The following is a 21529-nucleotide window of genomic DNA, read 5'->3' on the forward strand; positions in this document are numbered from 1 at the left end:
GGGAGAGGGGTCGGGGGTGAGGTTGCCGTTAGGGCGATACCTTCGCTGTAAATCTGTGCTATGCTCTTACTCGAAATTCTGTTGATTCTGGCCCTGGTGGCGTGGCAGGCGGTGGTATTCCTTCGCAACCGCCAGCTTATCGGGCAGATTAACAACATGTACCCGGTGGCGGGTGCGGTGGGCGTGCAGCCCATTCCCTACACCGCCGCGCAGCCCGAGAAAAACTTTGAGGTGCAGTACGACGCCCTCATCACCCGCGACGCCTCGCCCGAGTTCGGCCAGATTATCACCGACACCAACGAATACCTGCTGAATAACCGCGGCGCGGCGGCCGATTTCGGCATTCTGAAAGACATCTCGGAACGCCACGCCGAAGCGCTGGACGACGAGATTCAGGCCCAGATAACCACGCCGCTCTACCTGGGCCTGCTGGGCACGTTCACCGGCGCCATTATCGGGCTGGTGTCGCTGGTGGGCAACCCGTTTGCCGACGCCACGGCCAACCCGAATACGGATACCTCGTTCAGCAACGGCGACGTGCAGCACTTCCTCGGTGGCGTGCTTATCGCTATGATTGGCAGCCTGTTCGGGCTGGCCTTCACGCTGGCCGGCAACCAGCTGCTGAAGCAGGCCCGCGCCGTGCGCGACCGCCACAAAAACGCCTATTACACCTTCCTACAGAAGGCCCTGCTGCCCAAGCTGAACTCCGACATGCAGGCAGGCATGAGCAACCTGAAAGCCGTGCTCGACTCGTTCAACGCCGAGTTTTTCAGCCAGATTCAGAACGACTTTTTTAGTAAGATTCACGAGTTCACACCACTCATCGCCAGCATCACGGAGAACGTGAGCATCCAGAAACGCTTCCTTGAGCAGCTGGAGAAAATCGGCTACTCGGAGCTGGCCAACGCCACCATCAAGGTGTTCGATAGGGTGGACGAGAGTGCCCAGACGTTTGATAAATTCCTGGGCTACCAGCAGGCGCTCAACACCACCGTTAACAACAGCAACGAGGCTGCCCAGACCATCGGCGCGCTGCTCAACCGCCTCACGGCGCTGGAGCAAGGGCTGGCCAGCGTGCCGCAGTACCTGCAGCAGCACGACGATGCCCTGCGCCAGCAGGTGGCCTTCTTCAGCCAGCACGGCAAACTGCTGGCCGATTTGGGCGCGCAAATCCGCCAGGGCGTGAGCGAGGGCGTGCACCGCATGGATGCCGAGCTCGACGGCCGCTTGCAGGAGCTGCAAAAGGAGGCCAGCGCCGCCCACGAGCAGTGGCAGCAGCACTTCCGCCGCCTCAACCAGGACAACATCTACCAGAAAATCACCGAGTACCTCAACCCCTTCACCCAGCTTCCGGCCCAGCAGAAGGACCTCAACGCGCTGCAGGAGCGCCAGGCGCAGCAAACGGCCCAGGCCATGCAACGCCTCGAAGGCCGCCTGCTGGTCGATTCGCAGCTTCAGCAGGAACTGCTGAAGCAGGTGGACCGCACCAACAAGGTGCTGGAAGAACTGACCAAACCCAACTGGTTTCAGCGCACGCTGTTGGGGAAGAAATGAGTGACTATTGAACCCCAAAAGAACGTCATGCTGAGCGCAGCCGAGGCATCTCTACCGCGAGAGTAAATAATTACTACTGCGGTAGAGATGCTTCGGCTGCGCTCAGCATGACGTGCTAATAATTCTTACATCGTTCTGATTAACCAACCACCATGAGCAAAGACAAGGACTTCTTCTGGCCCAGCTACGTGGACCTTATGACGGCCTTGTTCCTGACCATGCTCGTGCTGTTCGTGCTCAGCTACAAGCTGTTCAAAGACAAGCAGCGCGACAACGACAAGCTCATCTACGACCTGAAAGTGCAGGTGCAGGAAAAGCGCAAGCTCGACGAAATAAAGGCGGCGCTCAAACGGCTCGAAAGCAACTACTTCGAGTACAACGCCACCTACAAGCGCTACGAGCTGAAATTCCCGGTCACCTTCGCCCCCAAGAGCGACGTGCTGCCCTACGACGCGCAGGCCCCGCTGGTGAAAGCCGGCCGCTTCCTGCTCAGCCAGATGCAGTCGATAAAAAACGACGACAAGGTGCAGTACCTCATCGTGGTGGAGGGCCGCGCCGCCAAAGACCTGCGCTACCCCGCCAACGACCCGCACAACCTCGACGGCCCCGCCGTGCGCCAGCTCAGCTACAGCCGCGCCCTGAGCGTGATTCGCCTCTGGGAGCAGGCCGGCCTGCGTTTTCCCGCCAACCTGGAAGTGGTGGCCGCCGGCAGCGGCTTCCGCGGGGCCGGGCGCTACACCGGCAGCCAGGAGGCGCTGAATAAGCGTTTCATCATCCAGATTCAGCCCAAGATTGGCTCGATTGGGAAATAGGAATAAGGATAAAGCAGAACGTCATGCTGAGCGCAGTCGAAGCATCTCTACCGCGTAACTAATCAATTTTAGTATTGTGGTAGAGATGCTTCGACTGCGCTCAGCATGACGTTTTATTTGCGTCTTCCTAGCTTTTTAAAATTCCCTCTATTCCCGCCAGTTCCTCCGCGCTGAACGCCAGGTTTTCCAGGCAGCGCAAGGAGTCGTCCAGTTGCTCGGGTTTGCTGGCACCGATGAGAACGGAGGTTACCCGTTCATCTTTTAGCAGCCAGGAAAGCGCCATTTGGGCGAGGCTTTGATTGCGGGTTTGGGCGAGGTCGTTGAGGCGACGGACCTGCGAAAGGCGCTCGGGCGTGAGGTTGCTTTCCTTCAGAAAGCCCACGCCTTTGGCCACGCGCGAGTCGTCGGGAATGCCGTGCAGGTATTTATTGGTCAATAACCCTTGCGCTAGGGGCGAAAAGGGGATGCAGCCCACGCCTTCGTCGGCCAGCAGGTCGAGCAGGTCGCCTTCCACCCAGCGCTCGAACATCGAATACTTGGGCTGGTGGATGAGGCAGGGCGTGCCCAGCTGGCGCAGCAGCCCGAAGGCTTCGGCCGCTTCGGCGGGGCGGTAGTTACTCAGGCCGATGTAGAGCGCCTTGCCCTGGCGCACGATAAGGTCGAGCGCGGCCATGGTTTCGGCCAGGGGCGTGTCGGGGTCGGGGCGGTGGTGGTAGAAGATGTCCACGTATTCGAGGCCCAGGCGCCGCAGGCTCTGGTCGAGGCTGGAAACCAGGTATTTCTTCGAGCCCCAGTCGCCGTAGGGGCCGTCCCACATGGTGTAGCCGGCCTTGGTCGAGATAATGAGCTCGTCGCGGTGGGCGGCGAAATCCTCGCGCAGGATGCGCCCGAAATTCGTTTCGGCCGAGCCGGGCGGCGGGCCGTAGTTGTTGGCCAGGTCGAAGTGCGTGATGCCCCGGTCGAAGGCCCGGCGCAGGATGGCGCGGCCGTTTTCGAGCACGTCCACGCCGCCGAAGTTGTGCCACAGGCCCAGCGAGAGGGCCGGCAGTTTCAGGCCGCTACGGCCGCAGCGGCGGTAGGTCATGTCCTGGTAGCGGGTGAAGCTGGGCTGGTACATTACGCTGGCGCTTAATGAAGAATGAGGAATGAAGAACGAGCAAATGTGCGCTCAATTCTTCATTCCTCACTCCTCATTCTTCATTAAGCGAAGCCGAAGGCGCAGCGCTAGTAGCGGCGGTTGATGCAGTTCAAATCCTCAAAAGCCTGTTTCAGGCGCGCCACGAAGGTTTCTTCGCCTTTGCGCAGCCACACGCGCGGGTCGTAGTATTTCTTGTTGGGCGAGTCGGCGCCGGTGGGGTTGCCAATCTGGCCCTGCAGGAAGCCTTCGTTTTTCACGTAGTAGTTCTTGATGCCTTCCCAGAACGCCCACTGCAGGTCGGTGTCGATGTTCATCTTGATGGCGCCGTAGCTGATGGCCTCGCGGATTTCCTCCTGCGACGAGCCCGAGCCACCGTGGAACACGAAGTCGATGGGCAGCGCCTCTTCGATGTTGTGCTTCTGGCGCAGGAATTCCTGCGAGTTGTGCAGGATTTTGGGCTGCAGCTTCACGTTGCCGGGCTTGTACACGCCGTGCACGTTGCCGAACGCGGCCGCGATGGTGAAGCGCGGGCTGATTTCGCTCAGCTGCTCGTAGGCGTAGGCCACTTCCTCGGGCTGGGTGTAGAGCTTCGAGGAATCCACGTCGGAGTTGTCCACGCCGTCTTCCTCGCCGCCGGTCACGCCGAGCTCAATCTCCAGCGTCATGCCAATTTTGGCCATGCGCTCGAGGTAGCGCTTGCAGATTTCGATGTTCTCCTCAATCGGCTCCTCCGACAAGTCGAGCATGTGCGAGCTGAACAATGGCTGGCCGTGCTGGGCGTAGTATTTCTCACCGGCATCGAGCAGGCCGTCAATCCAGGGCAGGAGCTTTTTGGCGGCGTGGTCGGTGTGCAGCACCACGGGCACGTCGTAGAGCGCGGCCATGAGGTGCACGTGGTGCGCCCCCGAAATGCCGCCCGCAATGCTGGCCTGCTGCTTGTCGTTCGGCACCGACTTGCCGGCGAAGAATTGCGCGCCGCCGTTCGAAAACTGAATCATCACCGGCGAGTTCACCGCCTTGGCGGTTTCGAGCACGCCGTTCACGGTGTTGGTGCCGGTCACGTTCACGGCGGGCAGGGCGTAGCCGTTGGCTTTGGCATTTTTGAAAAGGGCCTGCACTTCGTCGCCGTGCAGCACACCGGCGCGCAGGCCGGTAAGGGTTTGGTCAGCCATAAAAAAAAGTTGTGCGGCAGGGCCGCGGTGGGATGTGAAAGCAGCAGAGCGAGGTGGCCACCGGCGCGGCGGCTCCGGCAGCGAAAGTACGGCTGCCGCCGCCTTCTCTGAAAGAACTTGCCTGGCGGAGTTGGCTGCCTGCTTGCTTTGGCCCAAAAAAAAAGAGGCTGACCGTTGCAGCGGTCAGCCTCGGAGTGGCACGGTAGTTATCCGGGCTGCTCGGTTTTCTATTCGGTGGTCATCAGCCGCGACTGGCGGTACACGCCGTGCCGGGTCGTAACCTGCAGCTCATATACGTAATCGCCGGGCGGCAGGCCGAGGCCGGTCAGATTTAGCTTGATGCTTTGGGGGCCGGGGCTGCGGCCCTTACGCACCACACCGGCCACCTTGCGGCCGGCCAGGTCGAGGATGTCGAGGCGCACATCGGCCGGGTTGACCAGCGTGAAGGGCACGGTGGTTTCGCCATTGTGCGGGTTGGGGTAATTCTGCCCTAGTACAAACTGGCCGCCCGTGGCCCGGTCGGCAAAGCGCAGCCCGGTTGTATCTGGCGCCGGCAAAAGAACATCGGGGGTAACAGCACAGCCACTATTGGGCATATCGAACGAAAAACGAGCAAGCTTGACGGAGCCGGGGGCATCAGTCATGTGGCAATGGGATGATGAGATTGAAGAAAAGGTAGAACAAATAAACGGGACAGAAAAAAGATTTGCTTGGTGTTCCGAAGATGGGAATGAATGTCCGGTTGTGGGACAGGTAATCGACGGTATGGTTTAAAAAGTCGATGAGCGCAGACACATTCGCCACCAGATAAAGAGCGCGGCCACTGTCTGCCGCGCCGTTGGCTGCCGGCGGGCGCTGTGGCGCGCCGCGCCGCCCTACGCCGGGCGCGGCTTACTTATTTAGAGGCGCTTGAGGCCGGCGGTGGCGGCGGCATCGCCGGGCCGAATGAGCAGGGCCTTGGTGTAGAGGGCGCGGGCTTCGGCTTTCTTGTTGAGGTTGAGGTAGGCCCAGGCCAGCGAGATGGTGGAATCGTAGTCGAACGGGTAGAGGTTGACGACGCGCTCGAAGTAGCGGGCGGCCTGGGCGTAGGTTTTGCGGTTGAGGAAGATGACGCCGGTCCAGTAGTTGGCCTGGGTGTTCTGGGGGTCGATTTTGAGGATGGTTTCGTAGGTACTGAGCATCTTCTCAATCTGGCCCAGCGCGTTGAGGGGCTTGATGAGGCCGAACTTGGGCTCGATGGCGTAGGGGCGCTGCTCCACGGCCTTCTGGTAGTGGGCGGCGGCGGCGGTGTAGTTTTTGGCCAGGAAATAGAGCCAGCCCAGGCGCAGGTTCTGCTCGTAGGTGCCGGTGTAGATGGACCTGATGGGGGCGATGGCATCGCCGTAGTCGGCTTTGGCCTCCGCGGCGTAGCTGGTGGCGAAGGCCGCCGCCTGGTCCGGAGCCTGGGCGGCGGCCGGCGTGGCGTACACCAGGGCGGCAGTAGCAAAGGTCAGCTTTACCAGGTCCATGCGAGGGCGGTACTTAGGGATTGCAAGGTATAGCGGCTGCCGGAGATGGCATCGCGGCGGCGCTCGGCCCCGTAGCCGAGGCGAAGCGAGAGCTGCCGGGGCAGCAAAAGTAGCAGGCCGGCTCCGGCACGAGCGCGCAGGGGGTCGAAAAGGTTGTAAACATAAAGCCCGTCGAGCTCAGCCAGTACCGGCACCTGCCCCGCGCCCCCGTAGGCTTCGAGCCACACGCGGCGGTGCAGCCGCCCGCCCGCGCCCAGCAGCCCGTGCGGAAAGCTGCGCCCGCCCGAGCGCACCACGCTGGCCTGCCCGAAACCGTAGAGCCGCAGGCTGCCCAGCGGGTAGAGGGTCAGGCGCAGGTCGGCCTGGTAGCGGGCGGTGTCGGTGAGCTGGCCGGCGTACTGGCCGAGCTGAATGGCCCAGTAGGGGCGGGCATAGGCCAGGGCGGCGTAGGCGAGGTAGTTGTGGGTGTTCTCGGTGCGGCCAAAGTCGCTGTTGAGGTAGTGGTAGCCGAGCAGCACGCGCCAGCGCGGGGCCAGCTGGGTGCCCAGCAGGGCGTGGTACTGGGTCTGGCGCACGGGGTAGCTTTCGCCGCGCCGCCGCTGCTGAAAGCCGGGCAGCTCAATGTCCTGCCCGAAGAAGCTCAGGTTCTGGCCGAGGGTGAAGCGCGGGCTGAGGCGGGTGCCCAGCCCCAGCCGGAAGAAGCCCGCCGTGCCCCGGTGAATGGTATTGGGAAACTGGGCGCTGCCCTCCACCTCGACCCGGCTGATGAGCTGGAAGCCGTTGAGGTGCAGCGGGCGGCGCAGCGAATCGGGCAGGCCGCGCCCCAGCAGGGCCGCGGGGTTGGGCTGGTTCAGCCCGAGGTAGGCCAGGGCTAGGCCGTAGCGGGCGGTGGTGTCGAGCGGGTTTTCGCGCAGGGCCCGGCCGTAGTGGTTGATGGCCGCGGCCGGGCGGTCGAGGGCGAGGGCGGCCTGGCCCAGGCGGCGGCGCAGGGCGGGGTAGTCGGTGCCCAGGCGCAGCTGGGCGCGGCCCACGGAATCGAGCTCGGCCCAGCGGTACTGGTTGGCGAGGGCGTGAATCAGGCTGTCGGTGGCTTGGAAATCGGGCTGCTGGGCGCGGGCGGCGGCGCTTAGCAGGAGCAGGGACAGGAGCAGAAGGCAGCGAAGGTGTTTCATCATGCGCCGGCTACTGAGCAGGTCAGGGTTATGGCCTGGGCCGCCCGCTGCACGTGCAGGGCGGCCAGCCGGCCGTCGCGGAAGGTGAGCTCGGCGGTTTGCTCCGTGTGCTCCCTGCCGAAGTAGCCCACGCGCACGCGGCTGCGCAGGCGCACCGGCCGGCCGGGCCAGGCGGCTTCGGCATCGCCGGCCCATTCCAGGGCAAACGTGGGCTTGATGAAGCGGTAGAACGGGGCCAGCACATCCTGCGCCCAGGTCAGGGCCGCGTTGCGCACGATGGAGAGCGGGAAGGCATCGTGGGTGAGCTGGCCCGGCAGGCTCACCAGCGGCACCCGGTAGGCGGCCTGGTACAAGAGGTAGAGCCAGGAAGCCTCGGACCCGTAAAACGCCGTGAAGTAGAACACCGACTCATCACCCCCGAAGTAGGCCACGGCCCCGGTGGCCTGGCAGCGCAGGTAGGGCAGGTTGTAGGCATCGGTGAATACTTCCCAGCGCTGGGCCGGGGCCTCGGGCGCGTCGGCATCGCGCACGTCCAGGGCGTAGCCGGGCGGCAGGCGCAGGGCCTGGCGGAGGGTGTGGTTGAAGGCGGGCGGGCTCACGGTTTCGCCCGCCACGGGCACGCTGAAGTGGCGCAGCTGCGGCTTTGCGGGCTTGCCGGGGAGCGTTTGAGCGGAGCCGGGCGCCGTTTGGGCGGAGCCGGCACGGGTTTGACCGACGCCGGCAGTGGTTTGGGCGATGCCGGATAAGGATTCAATGAAGCCGGCAGCTGTTTCGGCATTGCCGGCAGGCGTTGCCGCGCCGCCCTGGGCCATGAAATACGCCAGCGGCCAAGCCACCGTGCGCGACCCCACGTAGGGCGTGGCCTGCACCTGAAAGTGAAGGTGCGGCTCCGGCGAGCGGCCCGAGCTGCCGCAGGTGCCCACCACCTCGCCGCGCCGCACGTAGTCGCCGGGTTTCACGGGCACGGAGTGGGCCCGCAGGTGCGAAAGCTGGGAATAGAGGCCGGGCGCGTGGCGAATAACAACGGTGTTGCCCCAGTTCTCGCGGGTGTTCACTTCGCCAATGGCATTGTCTTCGATGTGCTGAATGACCTCCTCCACCACGCCATCGGCGGGGGCCAGCACGGGCTTGTTGTAGGCGTAGTAGTCGCTCAGGGCGAGGCCGGTGCCGTGGTAGGTTTGGCCATCGGCATCGGCCACCACAAAGTCCAGCGCCTGGCTCCAGTCGCCGAGGTGCGTGGGGCCGCCGCTGGCGTAGCCCTGCGTGCACGTCCAGCTGCCCAGAAAGGGCAGGGTGAAGGCCACCGTGCCCTGGTGGGCCAGGCGCACGCGGTCGGTGGTGTAGGCGTAGAGGTTGCGCTCGGGCGAGTAGCGCTGCACGGGCGTGAGGACCAGGCCCGCGCCCGGCCGCTCGCGCAGCAGCAGCACATACAGGAACAGCAGCGCCGTGGCGCAGTAGGGCAGCGACAGGGCCGGCAGCCCGAAGGTGTTGAGCACCGTGGTGACGCCGGCCAGCGCCACCACCGTCACGGGCACGCTCAGCAGGGCCCAGCCGTAGCTGGCCGCCGAAGGGATGACGAACACGCTGCCCACCGCCACGGCTGCCACCATGTAGTTGGCCCCCAGGTTGTATTCCAGCGGCCCGCTGCCGGCCGGCCCCGTCAGCCACAGCAGCCCATACGCCCCCAGGTAGCCCAGCACCGACAGCGAAAACGCAATGCGCGAGTGCCACAGCAGCCCCACCGCCACCAGCAGCCCGGCCAGCGCATTGTCCTGAAACAGCACCGAGCCCAGCGCCCGCAGGTAGGTGGCCAGCAGCGGCGGCCAGGGCCAGTCGCCCACCCACTGCGCCACGGCCACCAGCCGGGGGCCGCCCAGCGCGTAGGCCTCGTTCAGCCAGTAGATGCCGGCCTCGGCCGGCGGCAGGTGCAGCAGGGTCGCGCTGCCGAGCATCAGGGCCCACACCGTGCCCACGAAGGGCAGCGACAGGGCCGGCAGCCCGCGCCCGCTCAGCCAGCCACCCAGCGCCACGCTCAGCAGCAGGGCCACGCCCGCGCCCACCAGCACCAGCCCCGCCAGTGCCGGCCCCGGCGCGTAGAACGAGGCCAGCGCCAGCCCCGTCAGCAGGGAGTTGAAGCTGTAGGCCCCGGCATCGGTCCACTCCCGGTTGAAGCCGCCCAGCCGGGCCCCGGCCACCGCCACCGCCGTGCTGGCCAGCCCCGCCGCGCCCACCAGCGGGTGCGCAAACGACACCAGCAGCAACAACCCGCCCAGCCCGCGATGCTGCGAGAAGAACAGCATGCTGTAGCTGTGTAGGACGGCGCGGAAGTAGGTATTCATCGTTCGGGCGGCTAACCTCACCCCCGGCTCCCTCTGCCTGGGGAGAGGGGGCACCAAGGCGGTGCAGATGTAGCACATGCTTTAGCTTGTGCGGCGTTGGAGTAGGTCGATGGTATCAAGGCACAAGCTAAAGCATGTGCTACAAGTGACTGGCTCCCCCTCTCCGCGGGAGAGGGGGCCGGGGGGTGAGGTTTTCGGGAAGGACGTTAGTAATTACGGTTGCAGATGCGCCGGCACCTGCTCCAGCTGCTGCAGGTACTCCAGCGTCTCGGCGGCTCTGATGAGATGCACCTGGCCGGCCTCGTCCACCAGCACCACGTTGGGCCGCAGGTTGATGAACTGCTGCCACTGGCTCATGTTGTAGGCGCCCACTTTGTGCACCACCACCTGGTCGCCGGGCGCGAGCAGGGGCAGGGCCACGCTCTCGCGCAGCAGGTCGATGTTCATGCACAGCGGGCCGTAGAGCACGGTGGGCTCGGTTTGGTCGGAGAACTGGCGGGCGGGGCTGATGTGGTGGTCGTACCAGAAGGAGGTAAAGAGCAGGTTCACGCCGAAGTCGAGGATGGTGGCGCGGCGGCCGTCGGCCAGCCGCTTGGTGGCCAGTACCGTGCCGATGAGCGAGCCCGCGTCATCGACCAGCGCCCGGCCGGCTTCCAGCACCAGCAGCGGCAGCTCGCCGGGGGGGAAGCCCGCCGAGAGCAGCGCCCCGGCAATGGCTTCGGCGTAGGCATCGAGGCCGGGCACGGTGTCGGTGGCGGGCAGGTAGGCGCCTTTCAGGGTGTTGGTCGAAGGGAAGCCGCCCCCCAGGTCGAGGTACTGAACGGGCGTTTTCAGCTCCCGCCCGCAGCGCAGGGCCAGCGCCGCCAGCTTGCCGGCCGCCGTGGCGTAGGCCGCCGGCTGCAGCACGTAGGTGCCGATGTGGCAGTGCAGCCCCACCAGCTCCAGCCGGCCCGAGGCCACGATGCGGCCCAGCGCCTGCCAGGCCTCGCCGTTCTCCAGGTTGAAGCCGAACCGGTCCCACTGCGGGTAGATGCCCGCGTCGAGGTTCACGCGCAGGGCCACGCGGGGCCGGGCGGGGCGGCCGGCGGCCACGTCCAGCAGCAGGTGCAGCTCGTCGGCGTTGTCGAGGTGAATCACGGCATCGACCGCGCAGGCGCACTCCAGGTCGGCCCGCTTCTTCCCCGGCCCGTTGAAGAGGATGTGCGGGCCGGGCACGCCGTTCAGCAGCGCCTTTTCCAGCTCCATGCCGCTCACCACCTCGGCCCACGCGCCCTCCTGGTGGAAGGTGCGGCACACGGCGCTCAGGTAGTTCGTCTTGTACGACCACGCCAGCTGCACCGCCGGGTAGCGCGTGCCAAAGGCCCGCACGGCCGCCTGGTAGCTGCGCCGCAGCTGCCGCTCGCTCAGCACAAACAGCGGCGAGCCGAACCGGGCCACCAGCTCCGCCACCGGCACCCCGTCGAGGGCCGTCACGGCCGGCACGCCGGGGCGCGGCCCAAACTTATTCAGCGCCCCGGCCGTGAGCTTGCGGATGGTCGGACGTTCGTAGGGGAGTTTCATGGGTGGGATGCAGGGAAAGCAGGCAAATAACTCCCCTCCTTACCAAGGAGGGGACGCTGACGCGAAGCGGCAGCTGGGGTGGTTGCTTCGTTGAACGAACCCGGAACGATTCGTCCCCGCAACGTGCGGGTATCGTTCAACGAGGTCAACCACCCCCGTTGCCGCGTTGCGGCAACATCCCCTCCTCAGCTGAGGAGGGGAGCCTCAAAGTTCGCCCAGGGCGGCCACTTGCTGGAACTCGGTGTGGTCCGTTATCAGGTCCCAGGCGTAGCGCACGAACATCTTGCCCACGGCGTAGTCCTCCATCTCCATCACCGGCAGGCCCAGCGCCAGGCGCAGCAGGGCGGCGGGCTGGTTCTGGCCGGCGGCGGCCGTGAGGTATATCCAAGCCGGGAAGCGCGGGTTGATTTCCATGATGAACAGCTCGCCCGTCGCCGTCCGCATGATTTCCAGCTCGAAGCCGCCGCGCCAGCTGGTGGCCTCCGCGAAGCGGCGGGCCAGGGCCAGCAGGGTTTCATCTTCCAGCGTGATGCCGGCCCAGGCCTTGCCCCGGTCGGTGATGGTGAGCTTGCGCATGGGCACCACGCTCAGGGCGCGGCCGTGCCCGTCGCCCAGCCCGGCAATGTTGATTTCCTGCCCCGTCACGTACTGCTGCGCAATCAGCGGCACGCCCCACTGCCCGGCCAGCCGCGCAAATGCCTGCTCGGCCTGCGCCAGCGAGTGCACCACGGCGGCATCGTAGTAGCGGCCCTTCAGCACCAGCGGCCAGCCCAGGGTTTCGGCGGCGGCCAGCAGCTCCGTGGCGCTGTGCAGCGGGCGGCTGGCGGGCACGCGCAGCCTGTGCGCAGTGCCGAAGGCGGCCAGGTTAAGCTTGTCGCGGGCTTCGAGCTGCGCCAGCGTGGGCAGAAAGGTATGGATGCCCAGCGCCCGCAGCTGCGGCCCCAGCTTGATGAAGTTGTAGAGCTCCGCGTCGAAGTTCGGAATGAGCACCGCCACTGCTTCCTGCTGCCGGATGTGGGCCAGCCGCTCCAGCAGCGCCGCCGTGCCGGCCGAGGGGTAGGGCAGCTGGTAGGTCTTGTCCACCAGCTCGCGCAGGTAGATGCCCGGCTCCAGCGCTTCGTAGCTGAGCCCGATAACGCGCAAATCAAAGTCCGGGCTTTCGCGCAGGGCGCGGATGACGGCCACGCCCGGGCCGGGGCTGTCGGTGGCGTTGAGGCCGGTCACGGCCACGGTGAGGCGGGGAAGGGTAGAAGCAGGCACGGTGCGTTAGGCTAACAGGTTGAAATCGCGCAGCTGGGCCAGCAGGTCGTCCCAGTCCTTTTCCAGCTGGCCGGGCGCCACGTCGTAGCGCTCCAGCATGTCGGCCTTGATGGCGGCGGCATCCTGCCCGGCCTTGGCGCGGGCCAGAATGTCGGCCGCCAGCGGGTTGGCCGCGAAGGAGTCGCCGGTGGCCGGGTTGAAGATGAAGCCGGCGTCGCTGGTGGCAATGTTGGGTTTGAGTTTCATGTGGTCGGAACGCGCCCCGGCGCGTTCGGCATTAGGGCTGCATGCGGAAAGGTAGGAACGCGCCACGGCGCGTTCAATCGTTGGACGGTTCTTTTAGGTATTGAAAGGCTCTTTATGCGACGGCGGTGCCGGAACAGAAATACGTGCCTCGCGCCGGAACGCGCCGTGGCGCGTACGGGAATACGAGCCTCGCGCCGGAACGCGCCATGGCGCGTTCCTACGGGAATACTTGCCTCGCGTCAGAACGCGCCGTGGCGCGTTCCTACGGAATCACCTCCACCCAGCCCTTGAACTTGCGGCCATCGGTATACGTGACGAGGTAGTAGTACAGCCCGCCCGCGCCCATGCCGCCCCAGCGGAAGCCGCGCTCCGAGGATGAAAACACCTGCTGGCCCCAGCGCGAGAAGATGCGGATGCTGGCAAACTTCCGGTCGCAGAAGTCCAGCGGCAGGTCGGGCATGTAGAGGAAGTCGTTCAGGCCGTCGCCGTTAGGCGTGATGACGTTGGCCGGCTTGAAGGCCACCGAGTCGCTCACCGGCACCACCTCGAAACGCACGGCGCGGGTCTGGGGCAGCGGCACGCACGGCCCGGTTTCGGCCAGCACGAAGTGCACCAGCAAGCCGCCGCCCGCGCCGGCTGCCGTCACGGCATCGCAGCCGGGCTCCCAGCTGAAGGTGGCGCTGGCCTGCCCCGTGCCGTTTTGGGCCGCGAACTGCATGCCCACGGCGGCCAGGTCGAAGCCCGCGCCGGTGGCGCTCAGGGCCAGGGCGTTGCGGTCGGCGTCGAGGCCGGCCAGGGTGGCGGTGTAGCGCTGGCCCATGGGCACGCGCACCACGGCGGGCGCATTGTCGGAGATGGGCAGCGGGGCGGGCGGGAAGCTGGTGGTGAGCACCGGCGCGGCATTGGGCGGCTGGGTGGCGGTGAAGGCCACGCGCAGCGTGTCGTGCTTGGGCAGGCTGCAGCCGTTGTCGGCCACGATGAGGTCGAGCAGATACACCTTGCCCCTGGTGTCGGTGCATTCCGGAAAACAGAGCGTGGTGGTCAGCGTATCGGTGGCCGAGCGCACCGTGCCCGTGGCCGTGGTGCTGAACGCGACGGCCGGCACCGTGAAGTTGACCGGCCGGCTGGTCATGGTCAGCGTCGAGTTGGCGTCGGGGTCGGTGTAGCGGATGGTAAGGCAGCGCGGGCCGCCGGGCACCAGGCGCAGCGTGTCGCGGCCCGGCCGGTAGTTGCCGGTGCTGCCGGCCAGGTGCATTTGCAGCGTCGGGGCGGTGTTGGTGGGGCAGTTCAGCACGTAGAGCTGGAAGTCGCGCCGCGTTTCGCCAATCTTCACGCCGCGCCGGTATTCCGAGCAGCGCACCCCAAACACGAACAGGCCCAGGCTGCTGGCCCGCACCGTGAGGCGGCCGGTGTGCGCGTCGATGCCCAGCGCCGGCGCGCCCGGAATCTGGTTGCTGGTGCTGAGGCCCGCGTTCCAGGTAATGGGAATGTAAGGCGCGGCCGTGGGCAGCGGGGCCGTGTTGGTGGCCGCGGCGGTGGCGTGGCCGTTGAGCGGCGTCACCATGTCGTAGCTGAGCGAGTCGCCGTCGGGGTCCACGCCGCCGAAATCGTAGTAAAACAGCTCGCCCCGGCAGGCATAGTCGCCCAGCGGCGGGAAAATGCGCGGCGTCGAGTCAATGAAAGCCGCGCCCGAGCGGACAACGGCCGGAAATTCGAGGTAAAAGGTCTGGGCCGCCCCGCCCGGGTTCACAATGTTGGTGATGCTCAGGTTGCGGCAGCAGCGCTCCACGGCCACGTAGTAGCCGGTGGGGTTGGCGTAGGTGGCGGCGTCGAGCACAATGTCTTTGGTGTACACCAGCTTGCGGGTGCTCAAGGTGCCCACGGCGCAGGCCGGGTTGGTGTACTGCACAAAGGTGTTGCTGGTGAGCGGCAGGGTCACGAGGGCCAGCCGCTGGTTGGTGGCTTTGTCGAAGATGCCCGCCGTCAGGCTTTGGTCGAGCGCCCCGGCACTGCCGTTGATGGCGTCGAAATACAGGTTGAGCGTGAGGGTATAATTGCTGCCGGTGGTGTGCTGCAAGTCCAGCTCGCCGCCCACAATGTGCGTAGCCGAGGCCCCCAGCGGCAGCAGCAGGGCCAGCAGCAGCATAAGGCGGGATAAGCGGGAGAGTATCATGGCTTTAAGATAAGGAATAAAGACCGGGGCGGGCGGTTCACCTCACCCCCTGACCCCCTCTCCTTTGGGAGAGGGGGCACCGGTTCTCTGCCTTGGTGGGAACGAAAGGCGGGCCTGTTTCCTAAAAAAAGGGCGGGGGTGAGGCTACGGCTGCCGCTTAGCTAGCCCCGCCGGGGGTGTTGCTGCCCGAAGTGGTGGTTGTGGTGGTGGTGGTCGTCGTGGTGTTGGTTTTCTTCGACTGGCAGCCGCCGTTCGGGGCCACGTTGTCTTTCTCGCAGCCCGAGAAGCTGCTCATGGAGCACAGCAGCGCGGCGGCGCTGGCAAAGCGTAGGAAATTGGTCAGGCGCATAAAAATTGGTTTGGGAAAAAGGGTTGAAAAACAGAAAACTTGCGAAGGGAAGGCTAGTGAATATTTCCGCCCACGGGCAGTCCGCTAGGCACGCTGGCGGGCACGGTGCGGTCGTAGCTGGTGGCCGTGAGCGTGCCCAGGAAGGCGATAATGGCCTGCGGGTCGGTCACGCGGCCGGGAAAGAGCGGGTCGCGCTGGCTGGTGGGCACGTGCGGGTTGGCTGAAGGCGGCGCGCCGCGGCCAGGGTCGTAGAAATTGAGCACGCCCTGCAGGGTGGGGATGGTGCCGCTGTGCATGTAGGGCGCGGTGCGGGCCACGTTGCGCAGGCTGGGCGTGCGAAAAGCGTAGGTGCCGTTCACCCCGGCGTCGGAAGCGGCGTTCTTGGCGTTGTCGGCCACGCCCAGCACGTGGGTTTTGTAGTCGCTGAGCATGGGGCCGCTGTGGCACTTAGCGCAGCCACTGGCCACGAAGGCATTGAGGCCCTGTACTTCCAACGAGCTCAGCGCGGCCTTGTTGCCGCGCATGTACTGGTCAAACGGCGCATCGGTAGCCAGCAGCGTGCGCTCGAAGCAAGCAATGGCCTTGCCGATGTTGGTGGCCGTGATGGGCGTAGTCTCAGCGAAAGCGGCACTGAACAGCGTGGCATACGCCGGAATGTGCCGCAGCCGCGCCACTACCGAATCCAGCGCGGTGGCTTCGGTGCATTGGTGGCCGCGCATTTCCTCCAGTGTGGCAATGGGCAGCAGCGACTGCGCTTCGAGCGACTGCGCCCGGTTGTCCCAGAACATGGCGGCCGTGGTGGGGTCGACGGAGCCGTTGGCCGTCAGGCCGTTGAAGGCTGTATTCAGAACCGTCGGCGAGTTGCGCTTGACAAAGGGAATGTCGTTGGGCGCGCGGAAGTGGCGGGCCGTGCCCAGCCCCTGGCCGTTGGCCCCGATGCTCAGGTCGAGGGCGTCGGCGTAGCCGGTGGCGGGGTGGTGGCAGCTGGCGCAGCTCACGTCCCGGCCGCCGGAGAGCACCGGGTCCCAGAACAGGGCCCGGCCCAGCGCGATTTTGGCCGGGCTGCTCACGTTGGTGGCCGGCGCGGGCGCCACCAGCGGCAGGGCCTGCAGCGTGGCCAGGTCGGTGGCGTTGGGGTCGGGGTTCTGCTTCTGGCACGCCACTACCACCAGCACGGCTGCGGCGGTTAGCATCGAAGCAATTCGTGGAAGTAAAGAAGCGGCCATGCAGCGCAACAGAAAGAGGGCGGGAAAACAGCCGCCCGCCGTTTGGCCGGGGCGCTGGGTTAACTCAAATTTGTTGGGTAGCATGCGCTGTTTCCACTCCCAATCGCCGAGTGACGGGTGGGCGTCGCCCATTGGCCGGTTTGAGGGGCTAAGTGGGTAATGCAGTTTGTGTAATGTCCTCGTTTGCCCCACCGGCGGCCCAAATGCCCGGCTGGCCGATGCCCGTGCCCCGCCGGCCGATACCGCACCTGCGGCTCCGGCGCGGGTTGTAGCTTGCGAAGCAATTAGCCTTTCGCCTTTCATGCCCTTACCGCTACTCCGTTCGGCTTCCACGCTGCTGCAGCACGCCCTGGTGTGGGGGCTGGTGGCGGTGCTGCTGTGGGCCCAGCAGCCCGACTACCCCGGCCCCAAACCCACCGAATTCTGGCTGACGCAGGCCACCGTTTTCGGCTTGCTGGTGGCCGTGTTCTACCTGAACGTGGGCTGGGCCGCGCCGCGCCTGCTCTACGGCCACAAGGCCTGGGCCTACGTGCTGCTCAACGTCGGCGCCGTGGCCGGGGTGCTGGCCATTCATCAGCAGGTAGAAAGCCGCCTGGGCGTGCCCGAGCTGGTGGCCACCGCCCGCGAGGCCGTGCTCAACCCGCCCAACCCGTGGTCGGGCCCGCGCCCGCACCCGCAGCTCGGCCCCGACGAGGGCCGCCCGCTCGTCAACACCGGCGTGCTGCTCATCACGCTGCTGGTGCTCGGTATTGCTACCAGCCTCGCGGCCATGCAAAAAAGCCAGCGCGACGCCGAAAGCCGCCTGGAGCTGGAGCGCCGCCAGGTAGCCACCGAGCTCAGCTTGCTCAAAGCCCAAATCAATCCGCACTTCTTCTTCAACACCCTCAACAACATCTACGCCCTCACGCTGCTCAACGCCGACCAGGCCCGCGCCGCGCTGCACCGCCTCTCGCGCATGATGCGCTACGTGCTCTACGAGTCGCCGGCCGGCCACACGCGGCTCAGCCAGGAAATCAGCTTTCTGCAGGACTACATCGAGCTGATGCACCTGCGCCTGACCAACAAGGTGCAGGTGCATTTCGAGCGGCCCGACCCGCTCAGCCCCGACCCGTTCATCGCGCCCATGCTGTTCCAGCCCTTCGTCGAGAATGCGTTCAAGCACGGTGTGAGCGCCACCGCGCCCAGCAACATCACCATCGAATTGCGCCAGCCCACCGCCCACACCGTGGAGCTGTGCGTGCGCAACACCGTATTTCCCGAGCGGCCCGACGATGACGACGAGCCCGGCGGCATCGGCCTGGCCAACACCCAGCGCCGCCTCGATTTACTTTACCCGCAGGCCCACACCGTGCGGGTCATTCCCCGTAATCCTTCCAATGAGTACGAAGTATGTCTCCATCTGAATCTGTAGCCCCGCTGGTTATCAACTGCATGGCCGTCGACGACGAGCCGCTGGCCCTGGGCCTGGTGTGCGCCTTCATCGAGCAAACGCCGTTCCTGCGCCTGGCCGGCCGCCACGAAAGCGCCGTGGCCGCCCTGCGCGCCCTGCACGAGCAGCCCGAGATTCAGCTGCTGTTTCTCGACATCAAGATGCCCGACCTCAGCGGCCTGGAGCTGGCCCGGGTGCTGCAAAAAGGCCCGCGCGTCATCTTCACCACCGCCTTCAACCAGTATGCGCTCGAAGGCTTCCGCGTCGATGCGCTGGACTACCTGCTTAAGCCCTTCAACTACGAGGAGTTTCTGCGGGCCGCCCTCAAGGCCAAAACCTACTTCGAGCTGAAGCAGGCCCACGATGCGCCGCCGGCCGCGCCGGCCCCCACCGCCCCCGCCGAGCCGGAGCAGGACCACATTTATCTGAAAGTGGAGTACCAGCTGGTGCGCGTGGCCCTGGCCGACATCGTGTACGTGGAGGGCCTGAAGGACTACGTGAAGGTGCACCTGGCCAGCCAGACCCGGCCGCTGCTCTCGCTCACCAGCCTGCGCAGCATGGAAGAGAAGCTGCCTTCCGGCAAGTTTATGCGCATCCACCGCAGCTACATTGTGGGCCTGAACCATATTCAGGCCGTGGGGCGCGGCACCGTGCAGATTGCCGGCGAAACCCTGCCCGTGAGCGACGGCTACCGCGAGGCCTTCGACCAGTTCTTCAGCCGCTGGAAATAAGCCGCGTCGGGATGCGCTAAATCCGTTCAGGGTTCACCCTGCGTTAATGGTATGCGCCCTATCTTGCAACAGCTATGAGCCAATCACCGCCCGACTTCTTCGACACCGACGGCCGCCCCGCGCCCGCCGCCGATGCCCTTGCCGAGCGCAAGCTGAAGGTGTGGGCCGTGCTCAATGCCGTGGAACAGGGCCTGATGAGCACCGACGAAGCCTGCGCCGCCTACGGCATCAGCCCCGCCGAGATGGAGGAGCACCGCGCCGGCTGGCTCGATTTTGAGGCCGGCCGCCGCTGATAATGCCCTGCCCCGGGATTTGAATCCTGCTTATGTGCGTCTGAATGCCCGGTTGCAACTTCCACGCTGCCGGGCATTTTTATTTCACCAGCTACCTTTACCTGCCACCAGCGCCTCTTCATGCACGACCATTCTCCTGTTGCAACGTCCTCATTGCCCCCATTGCCCAAATCCCCAACCGGCATCGATGGGCTGGATGAAATTACCGAAGGCGGCCTGCCGCTGGGCCGGCCCACGCTGATTTGCGGCAGCGCCGGCTGTGGCAAAACCCTGATGGGCATCGAGTTTCTGGTGCGCGGCATTCAGAACTACGATGAGCCGGGCGTGCTCATGGCTTTTGAGGAAACCGGCCCGGAGCTGGCCGCCAACGTGGCCTCGCTGGGCTTCGACCTGAACGATTTGCAAGCGCGCAAAATGCTGCGCGTGGACCACGTGCACGTTGACCGCTCCGAGATTGAGGAAACCGGGGAGTACGATTTGGATGGGCTTTTCATTCGCCTGGGCTACGCCATCGACTCCATTGGCGCCAAACGCGTAGTGCTCGACACCATCGAGTCGCTGTTTTCGGGCTTCCCCAACCAATCGGTGCTGCGCTCCGAAATCCGCCGCCTGTTTCGCTGGCTGAAAGACAAGGGCGTGACCACCATCATCACCGCCGAGCGCGGCGATGGCACCCTGACCCGCCAGGGCCTGGAAGAGTACGTGTCGGACTGCGTGATTCTGCTCGACAACCGCGTGATTGACCAGATTACCACGCGCCGGCTGCGCATTGTGAAGTATCGCGGCAGCACCCACGGCACCAACGAATACCCCTACCTCATCACCGAGGACGGCATTTCGGTGCTGCCCGTCACCTCCCTGCAGCTCAACCACACCGTTTCGGACCAGATTGACTCCAGCGGCATCCCGGCCCTGGACGAGATGTTTGGCCGCCGCGGCTTCTACCACGGCAGCAGCGTGCTGATAACCGGCACGGCCGGCACCGCCAAAACCACCCTGGGAGCTTCCTTCGCGCACAAAACCTGCAGCGAAGGCAAGCGCTGCCTGCTGTTCGTGTTCGAAGAGTCGCCCCAGCAGCTCATTCGCAACATGCGCTCGGTGGGCATCGACCTGGCCCCGTGGGTAGAGCAGGGCCTGCTGCGCATTGAGGCCTCGCGGCCCACGCTCAACGGCCTGGAGCGCCACCTCGTCACCATTCACAAGCTGGTGAAGGAGTTCGACCCCTACGCCGTGGTTATCGACCCCATCACCAACCTGATTTCGGTGGGCAACCTCGGCGAGGTCCGCAGCATGCTCACCCGCCTGATTGATTTCCTGAAGGTGAATAACATCACGGCCTTGTTTACGGCGCTGGTAAACACCGGCATGGGCCGCAGCGAAATGACCGAAGAAGGGGTATCGTCCTTGGTCGATACCTGGATTTCGGTGCGCGACCTCGAAGGCATCGGCGAGCGCAACCGGGGCCTGAGCATTCTGAAATCGCGCGGCATGGCGCATTCCAACCAGGTGCGCGAGTTTCTGGTGACGGACCACGGCATTGAGCTGCTGGAAGTGGTGCTGGGACCCTCCGGCATCGTGACCGGGGCCAGCCGCCTCACCCAGCAGATGGCCGAGCACGCCCAGGACCTGGCCACCCGCCAGGAAGCCGAGCGCCGCGACCGCGAGCTGGAGCGCCGCCGCCGGATGCTCGAAGCCAATATTGCCAACCTGCGCACCGAGTTTGAGAGCGTGGAAGAGGAGCTGCGGCAAATAACTACGCACGAGCAAACCCGCCAGCAAACGCTGCAAAGCGGCAAACAGCGCATTGCCGCCGCCAACCCACCCAATCAAAACCCGCCCGCTGACAACCCCAGCGGCCGGTAATCCGTAGGCCTGAGTTGCCCCCGGCCACCCGCCCCAGTACCCCTTTTCATGGCTGAAGTAATCGAAGAAGAAATCCCGGCGGAAACCTGGGAGTTGCGTTTGTATGTGGCCGGCCAGACCCCCAAGTCGGTAAAGGCCCTGGCCAACCTGAAAAAGCACTGCGAGCAGCACCTCAAAGGCCGCTACAAGCTGGAGGTTATCGACCTGCTGGTGCACCCGCAGCTGGCCGAAGGCGACCAGATTCTGGCCATTCCGACGCTGGTGCGCAAAGTGCCCGAGCCCATCCGCAAAATCATCGGCGACCTCTCGAACGAGGAGCGGGTGCTGGTCGGGCTCGACGTGCGCCCCGCTGCCCAGTAACCGCCGAGGACCATGGAAATCTTTCCGGACCTCCCGGGCCTGCTGGAGCCCGCCGAACCCGAGTACCTGCTGCACCTGTACATCACCGGGGCCACGCCTAACTCGACGCGGGCCGTGCGCAACATCAAGGACATCTGCGAGCTGCACCTGAAGGGGCGCTATGAGCTGGTGATTGTGGACATTTACCAGCAGCCCGAGCTGGCCCAGCAGGAAGACCTCATTGGCGTGCCCACGCTCATCAAGCGGCGGCCCGGGCTGGTGCGCCGGCTGGTGGGCGACCTGTCGAACCACGAGCGGGTGCTGAAAGCCTTGGGAATAACGCAACACCCTGACGACCTTTAGGG

General features: G+C 65.3%; 20 protein-coding genes. 8 read left to right on the forward strand and 12 right to left on the reverse strand.

The window, feature by feature from the left end:
- Positions 1-60: 60 nt before the first annotated feature.
- Both ACYVHT_RS07575 and ACYVHT_RS07580 read left to right on the forward strand, forming a co-directional pair.
- Positions 61-1554 carry a hypothetical protein gene (locus tag ACYVHT_RS07575; protein WP_460549655.1) on the forward strand — a complete coding sequence of 498 codons (1494 nt, stop codon included), beginning with the start codon at positions 61-63 and terminating at the stop codon, positions 1552-1554.
- 152 nt (positions 1555-1706) lie between these two features.
- On the forward strand, positions 1707-2366 hold the full coding sequence (locus ACYVHT_RS07580) for a hypothetical protein (protein ID WP_460549658.1): 660 nt from the start codon (positions 1707-1709) through the stop codon (positions 2364-2366).
- A 127-nt stretch (positions 2367-2493) separates the two neighbouring features.
- Here the strand turns inward: ACYVHT_RS07580 and mgrA are convergent, their stop codons facing one another.
- The 12 genes from mgrA to ACYVHT_RS07640 all read right to left on the reverse strand — a co-directional run bounded on the left by mgrA (position 2494) and on the right by ACYVHT_RS07640 (position 16476).
- Positions 2494-3483 carry an aldo-keto reductase family protein gene (gene mgrA, locus ACYVHT_RS07585; RefSeq protein ID WP_460549661.1) on the reverse strand — a complete coding sequence of 330 codons (990 nt, stop codon included), beginning with the start codon at positions 3481-3483 and terminating at the stop codon, positions 2494-2496.
- A gap of 107 nt (positions 3484-3590) precedes the next feature.
- Positions 3591-4676 carry a class II fructose-bisphosphate aldolase gene (fbaA, locus tag ACYVHT_RS07590; protein ID WP_460549664.1) on the reverse strand — a complete coding sequence of 362 codons (1086 nt, stop codon included), beginning with the start codon at positions 4674-4676 and terminating at the stop codon, positions 3591-3593.
- 227 nt (positions 4677-4903) lie between these two features.
- The gene (locus tag ACYVHT_RS07595) at positions 4904-5320 is read right to left on the reverse strand and encodes a hypothetical protein (protein WP_460549667.1); all 417 of its coding nucleotides are present in this window, start codon (positions 5318-5320) and stop codon (positions 4904-4906) included.
- A 255-nt stretch (positions 5321-5575) separates the two neighbouring features.
- The gene (locus ACYVHT_RS07600) at positions 5576-6184 is read right to left on the reverse strand and encodes a tetratricopeptide repeat protein (RefSeq protein ID WP_460549670.1); all 609 of its coding nucleotides are present in this window, start codon (positions 6182-6184) and stop codon (positions 5576-5578) included.
- Entirely contained in the window at positions 6172-7359 is a 1188-nt protein-coding gene (locus tag ACYVHT_RS07605; RefSeq protein WP_460549673.1) for a hypothetical protein, read from the reverse strand. Before ACYVHT_RS07605 ends, ACYVHT_RS07600 begins: the two co-directional genes overlap by 13 nt.
- Positions 7356-9695, reverse strand: a complete 2340-nt coding sequence (locus ACYVHT_RS07610) for an urea transporter (protein ID WP_460549676.1) — start codon at positions 9693-9695, stop codon at positions 7356-7358. The genes ACYVHT_RS07605 and ACYVHT_RS07610 overlap by 4 nt, the downstream gene beginning before the upstream one ends.
- 213 nt (positions 9696-9908) lie before the next feature.
- Entirely contained in the window at positions 9909-11255 is a 1347-nt protein-coding gene (locus ACYVHT_RS07615; RefSeq protein WP_460549679.1) for a type III PLP-dependent enzyme domain-containing protein, read from the reverse strand.
- Between the two features lie 204 nt (positions 11256-11459).
- Positions 11460-12515 carry an ATP-grasp domain-containing protein gene (locus tag ACYVHT_RS07620; RefSeq protein WP_460549682.1) on the reverse strand — a complete coding sequence of 352 codons (1056 nt, stop codon included), beginning with the start codon at positions 12513-12515 and terminating at the stop codon, positions 11460-11462.
- A gap of 6 nt (positions 12516-12521) precedes the next feature.
- A complete protein-coding gene (locus ACYVHT_RS07625; RefSeq protein WP_460549684.1) occupies positions 12522-12761 on the reverse strand; it encodes a PqqD family protein in 240 nt (79 codons plus the stop codon).
- Positions 12762-13023: 262 nt separating this feature from the next.
- A complete protein-coding gene (locus tag ACYVHT_RS07630; protein ID WP_460549686.1) occupies positions 13024-14934 on the reverse strand; it encodes a T9SS type B sorting domain-containing protein in 1911 nt (636 codons plus the stop codon).
- Positions 14935-15091: 157 nt separating this feature from the next.
- Positions 15092-15283, reverse strand: a complete 192-nt coding sequence (locus ACYVHT_RS07635; RefSeq protein ID WP_460549688.1) for a hypothetical protein — start codon at positions 15281-15283, stop codon at positions 15092-15094.
- A 53-nt stretch (positions 15284-15336) separates the two neighbouring features.
- On the reverse strand, positions 15337-16476 hold the full coding sequence (locus ACYVHT_RS07640; protein WP_460549690.1) for a cytochrome-c peroxidase: 1140 nt from the start codon (positions 16474-16476) through the stop codon (positions 15337-15339).
- Positions 16477-16810: 334 nt separating this feature from the next.
- Between ACYVHT_RS07640 and ACYVHT_RS07645 the strand changes: the two genes are divergently transcribed.
- From ACYVHT_RS07645 to ACYVHT_RS07670, 6 genes are all read left to right on the forward strand, one after another.
- Entirely contained in the window at positions 16811-17920 is a 1110-nt protein-coding gene (locus ACYVHT_RS07645; RefSeq protein ID WP_460549692.1) for a sensor histidine kinase, read from the forward strand.
- The gene (locus ACYVHT_RS07650) at positions 17899-18669 is read left to right on the forward strand and encodes a LytR/AlgR family response regulator transcription factor (RefSeq protein WP_460549694.1); all 771 of its coding nucleotides are present in this window, start codon (positions 17899-17901) and stop codon (positions 18667-18669) included. The genes ACYVHT_RS07645 and ACYVHT_RS07650 overlap by 22 nt, the downstream gene beginning before the upstream one ends.
- A gap of 74 nt (positions 18670-18743) precedes the next feature.
- Positions 18744-18962 carry a DUF1153 domain-containing protein gene (locus tag ACYVHT_RS07655; protein ID WP_460549696.1) on the forward strand — a complete coding sequence of 73 codons (219 nt, stop codon included), beginning with the start codon at positions 18744-18746 and terminating at the stop codon, positions 18960-18962.
- Positions 18963-19124: 162 nt separating this feature from the next.
- Positions 19125-20825 carry a KaiC family protein gene (kaiC, locus tag ACYVHT_RS07660; RefSeq protein ID WP_460549698.1) on the forward strand — a complete coding sequence of 567 codons (1701 nt, stop codon included), beginning with the start codon at positions 19125-19127 and terminating at the stop codon, positions 20823-20825.
- Between the two features lie 48 nt (positions 20826-20873).
- Positions 20874-21185 (forward strand): thioredoxin domain-containing protein, encoded by a 312-nt coding sequence (kaiB, locus tag ACYVHT_RS07665; protein ID WP_460549700.1) that lies wholly within the window; start codon positions 20874-20876, stop codon positions 21183-21185.
- A gap of 12 nt (positions 21186-21197) precedes the next feature.
- Positions 21198-21527 (forward strand): circadian clock KaiB family protein, encoded by a 330-nt coding sequence (locus ACYVHT_RS07670; protein WP_460549702.1) that lies wholly within the window; start codon positions 21198-21200, stop codon positions 21525-21527.
- Positions 21528-21529: the final 2 nt, after the last annotated feature.

The organism is Hymenobacter daeguensis (genome assembly GCF_054780555.1).

Bases quoted from the DNA above. Each gene is read 5' to 3' on its own strand.
- ACYVHT_RS07640 (WP_460549690.1), bottom strand. From the start codon at position 16,476: ATGCTAACCGCCGCAGCCGTGCTGGTGGTAGTGGCGTGCCAGAAGCAG.
- kaiB (WP_460549700.1), top strand. From the start codon at position 20,874: ATGGCTGAAGTAATCGAAGAAGAAATCCCGGCGGAAACCTGGGAGTTG.
- ACYVHT_RS07575 (WP_460549655.1), top strand. From the start codon at position 61: ATGCTCTTACTCGAAATTCTGTTGATTCTGGCCCTGGTGGCGTGGCAG.
- ACYVHT_RS07580 (WP_460549658.1), top strand. From the start codon at position 1,707: ATGAGCAAAGACAAGGACTTCTTCTGGCCCAGCTACGTGGACCTTATG.
- ACYVHT_RS07615 (WP_460549679.1), bottom strand. From the start codon at position 11,255: ATGAAACTCCCCTACGAACGTCCGACCATCCGCAAGCTCACGGCCGGG.
- ACYVHT_RS07595 (WP_460549667.1), bottom strand. From the start codon at position 5,320: ATGACTGATGCCCCCGGCTCCGTCAAGCTTGCTCGTTTTTCGTTCGAT.
- ACYVHT_RS07650 (WP_460549694.1), top strand. From the start codon at position 17,899: ATGTCTCCATCTGAATCTGTAGCCCCGCTGGTTATCAACTGCATGGCC.
- mgrA (WP_460549661.1), bottom strand. From the start codon at position 3,483: ATGTACCAGCCCAGCTTCACCCGCTACCAGGACATGACCTACCGCCGC.
- ACYVHT_RS07670 (WP_460549702.1), top strand. From the start codon at position 21,198: ATGGAAATCTTTCCGGACCTCCCGGGCCTGCTGGAGCCCGCCGAACCC.
- ACYVHT_RS07625 (WP_460549684.1), bottom strand. From the start codon at position 12,761: ATGAAACTCAAACCCAACATTGCCACCAGCGACGCCGGCTTCATCTTC.
- ACYVHT_RS07645 (WP_460549692.1), top strand. From the start codon at position 16,811: ATGCCCTTACCGCTACTCCGTTCGGCTTCCACGCTGCTGCAGCACGCC.
- ACYVHT_RS07610 (WP_460549676.1), bottom strand. From the start codon at position 9,695: ATGAATACCTACTTCCGCGCCGTCCTACACAGCTACAGCATGCTGTTC.
- ACYVHT_RS07635 (WP_460549688.1), bottom strand. From the start codon at position 15,283: ATGCGCCTGACCAATTTCCTACGCTTTGCCAGCGCCGCCGCGCTGCTG.
- ACYVHT_RS07600 (WP_460549670.1), bottom strand. From the start codon at position 6,184: ATGGACCTGGTAAAGCTGACCTTTGCTACTGCCGCCCTGGTGTACGCC.
- ACYVHT_RS07605 (WP_460549673.1), bottom strand. From the start codon at position 7,359: ATGATGAAACACCTTCGCTGCCTTCTGCTCCTGTCCCTGCTCCTGCTA.
- fbaA (WP_460549664.1), bottom strand. From the start codon at position 4,676: ATGGCTGACCAAACCCTTACCGGCCTGCGCGCCGGTGTGCTGCACGGC.
- ACYVHT_RS07655 (WP_460549696.1), top strand. From the start codon at position 18,744: ATGAGCCAATCACCGCCCGACTTCTTCGACACCGACGGCCGCCCCGCG.
- ACYVHT_RS07630 (WP_460549686.1), bottom strand. From the start codon at position 14,934: ATGATACTCTCCCGCTTATCCCGCCTTATGCTGCTGCTGGCCCTGCTG.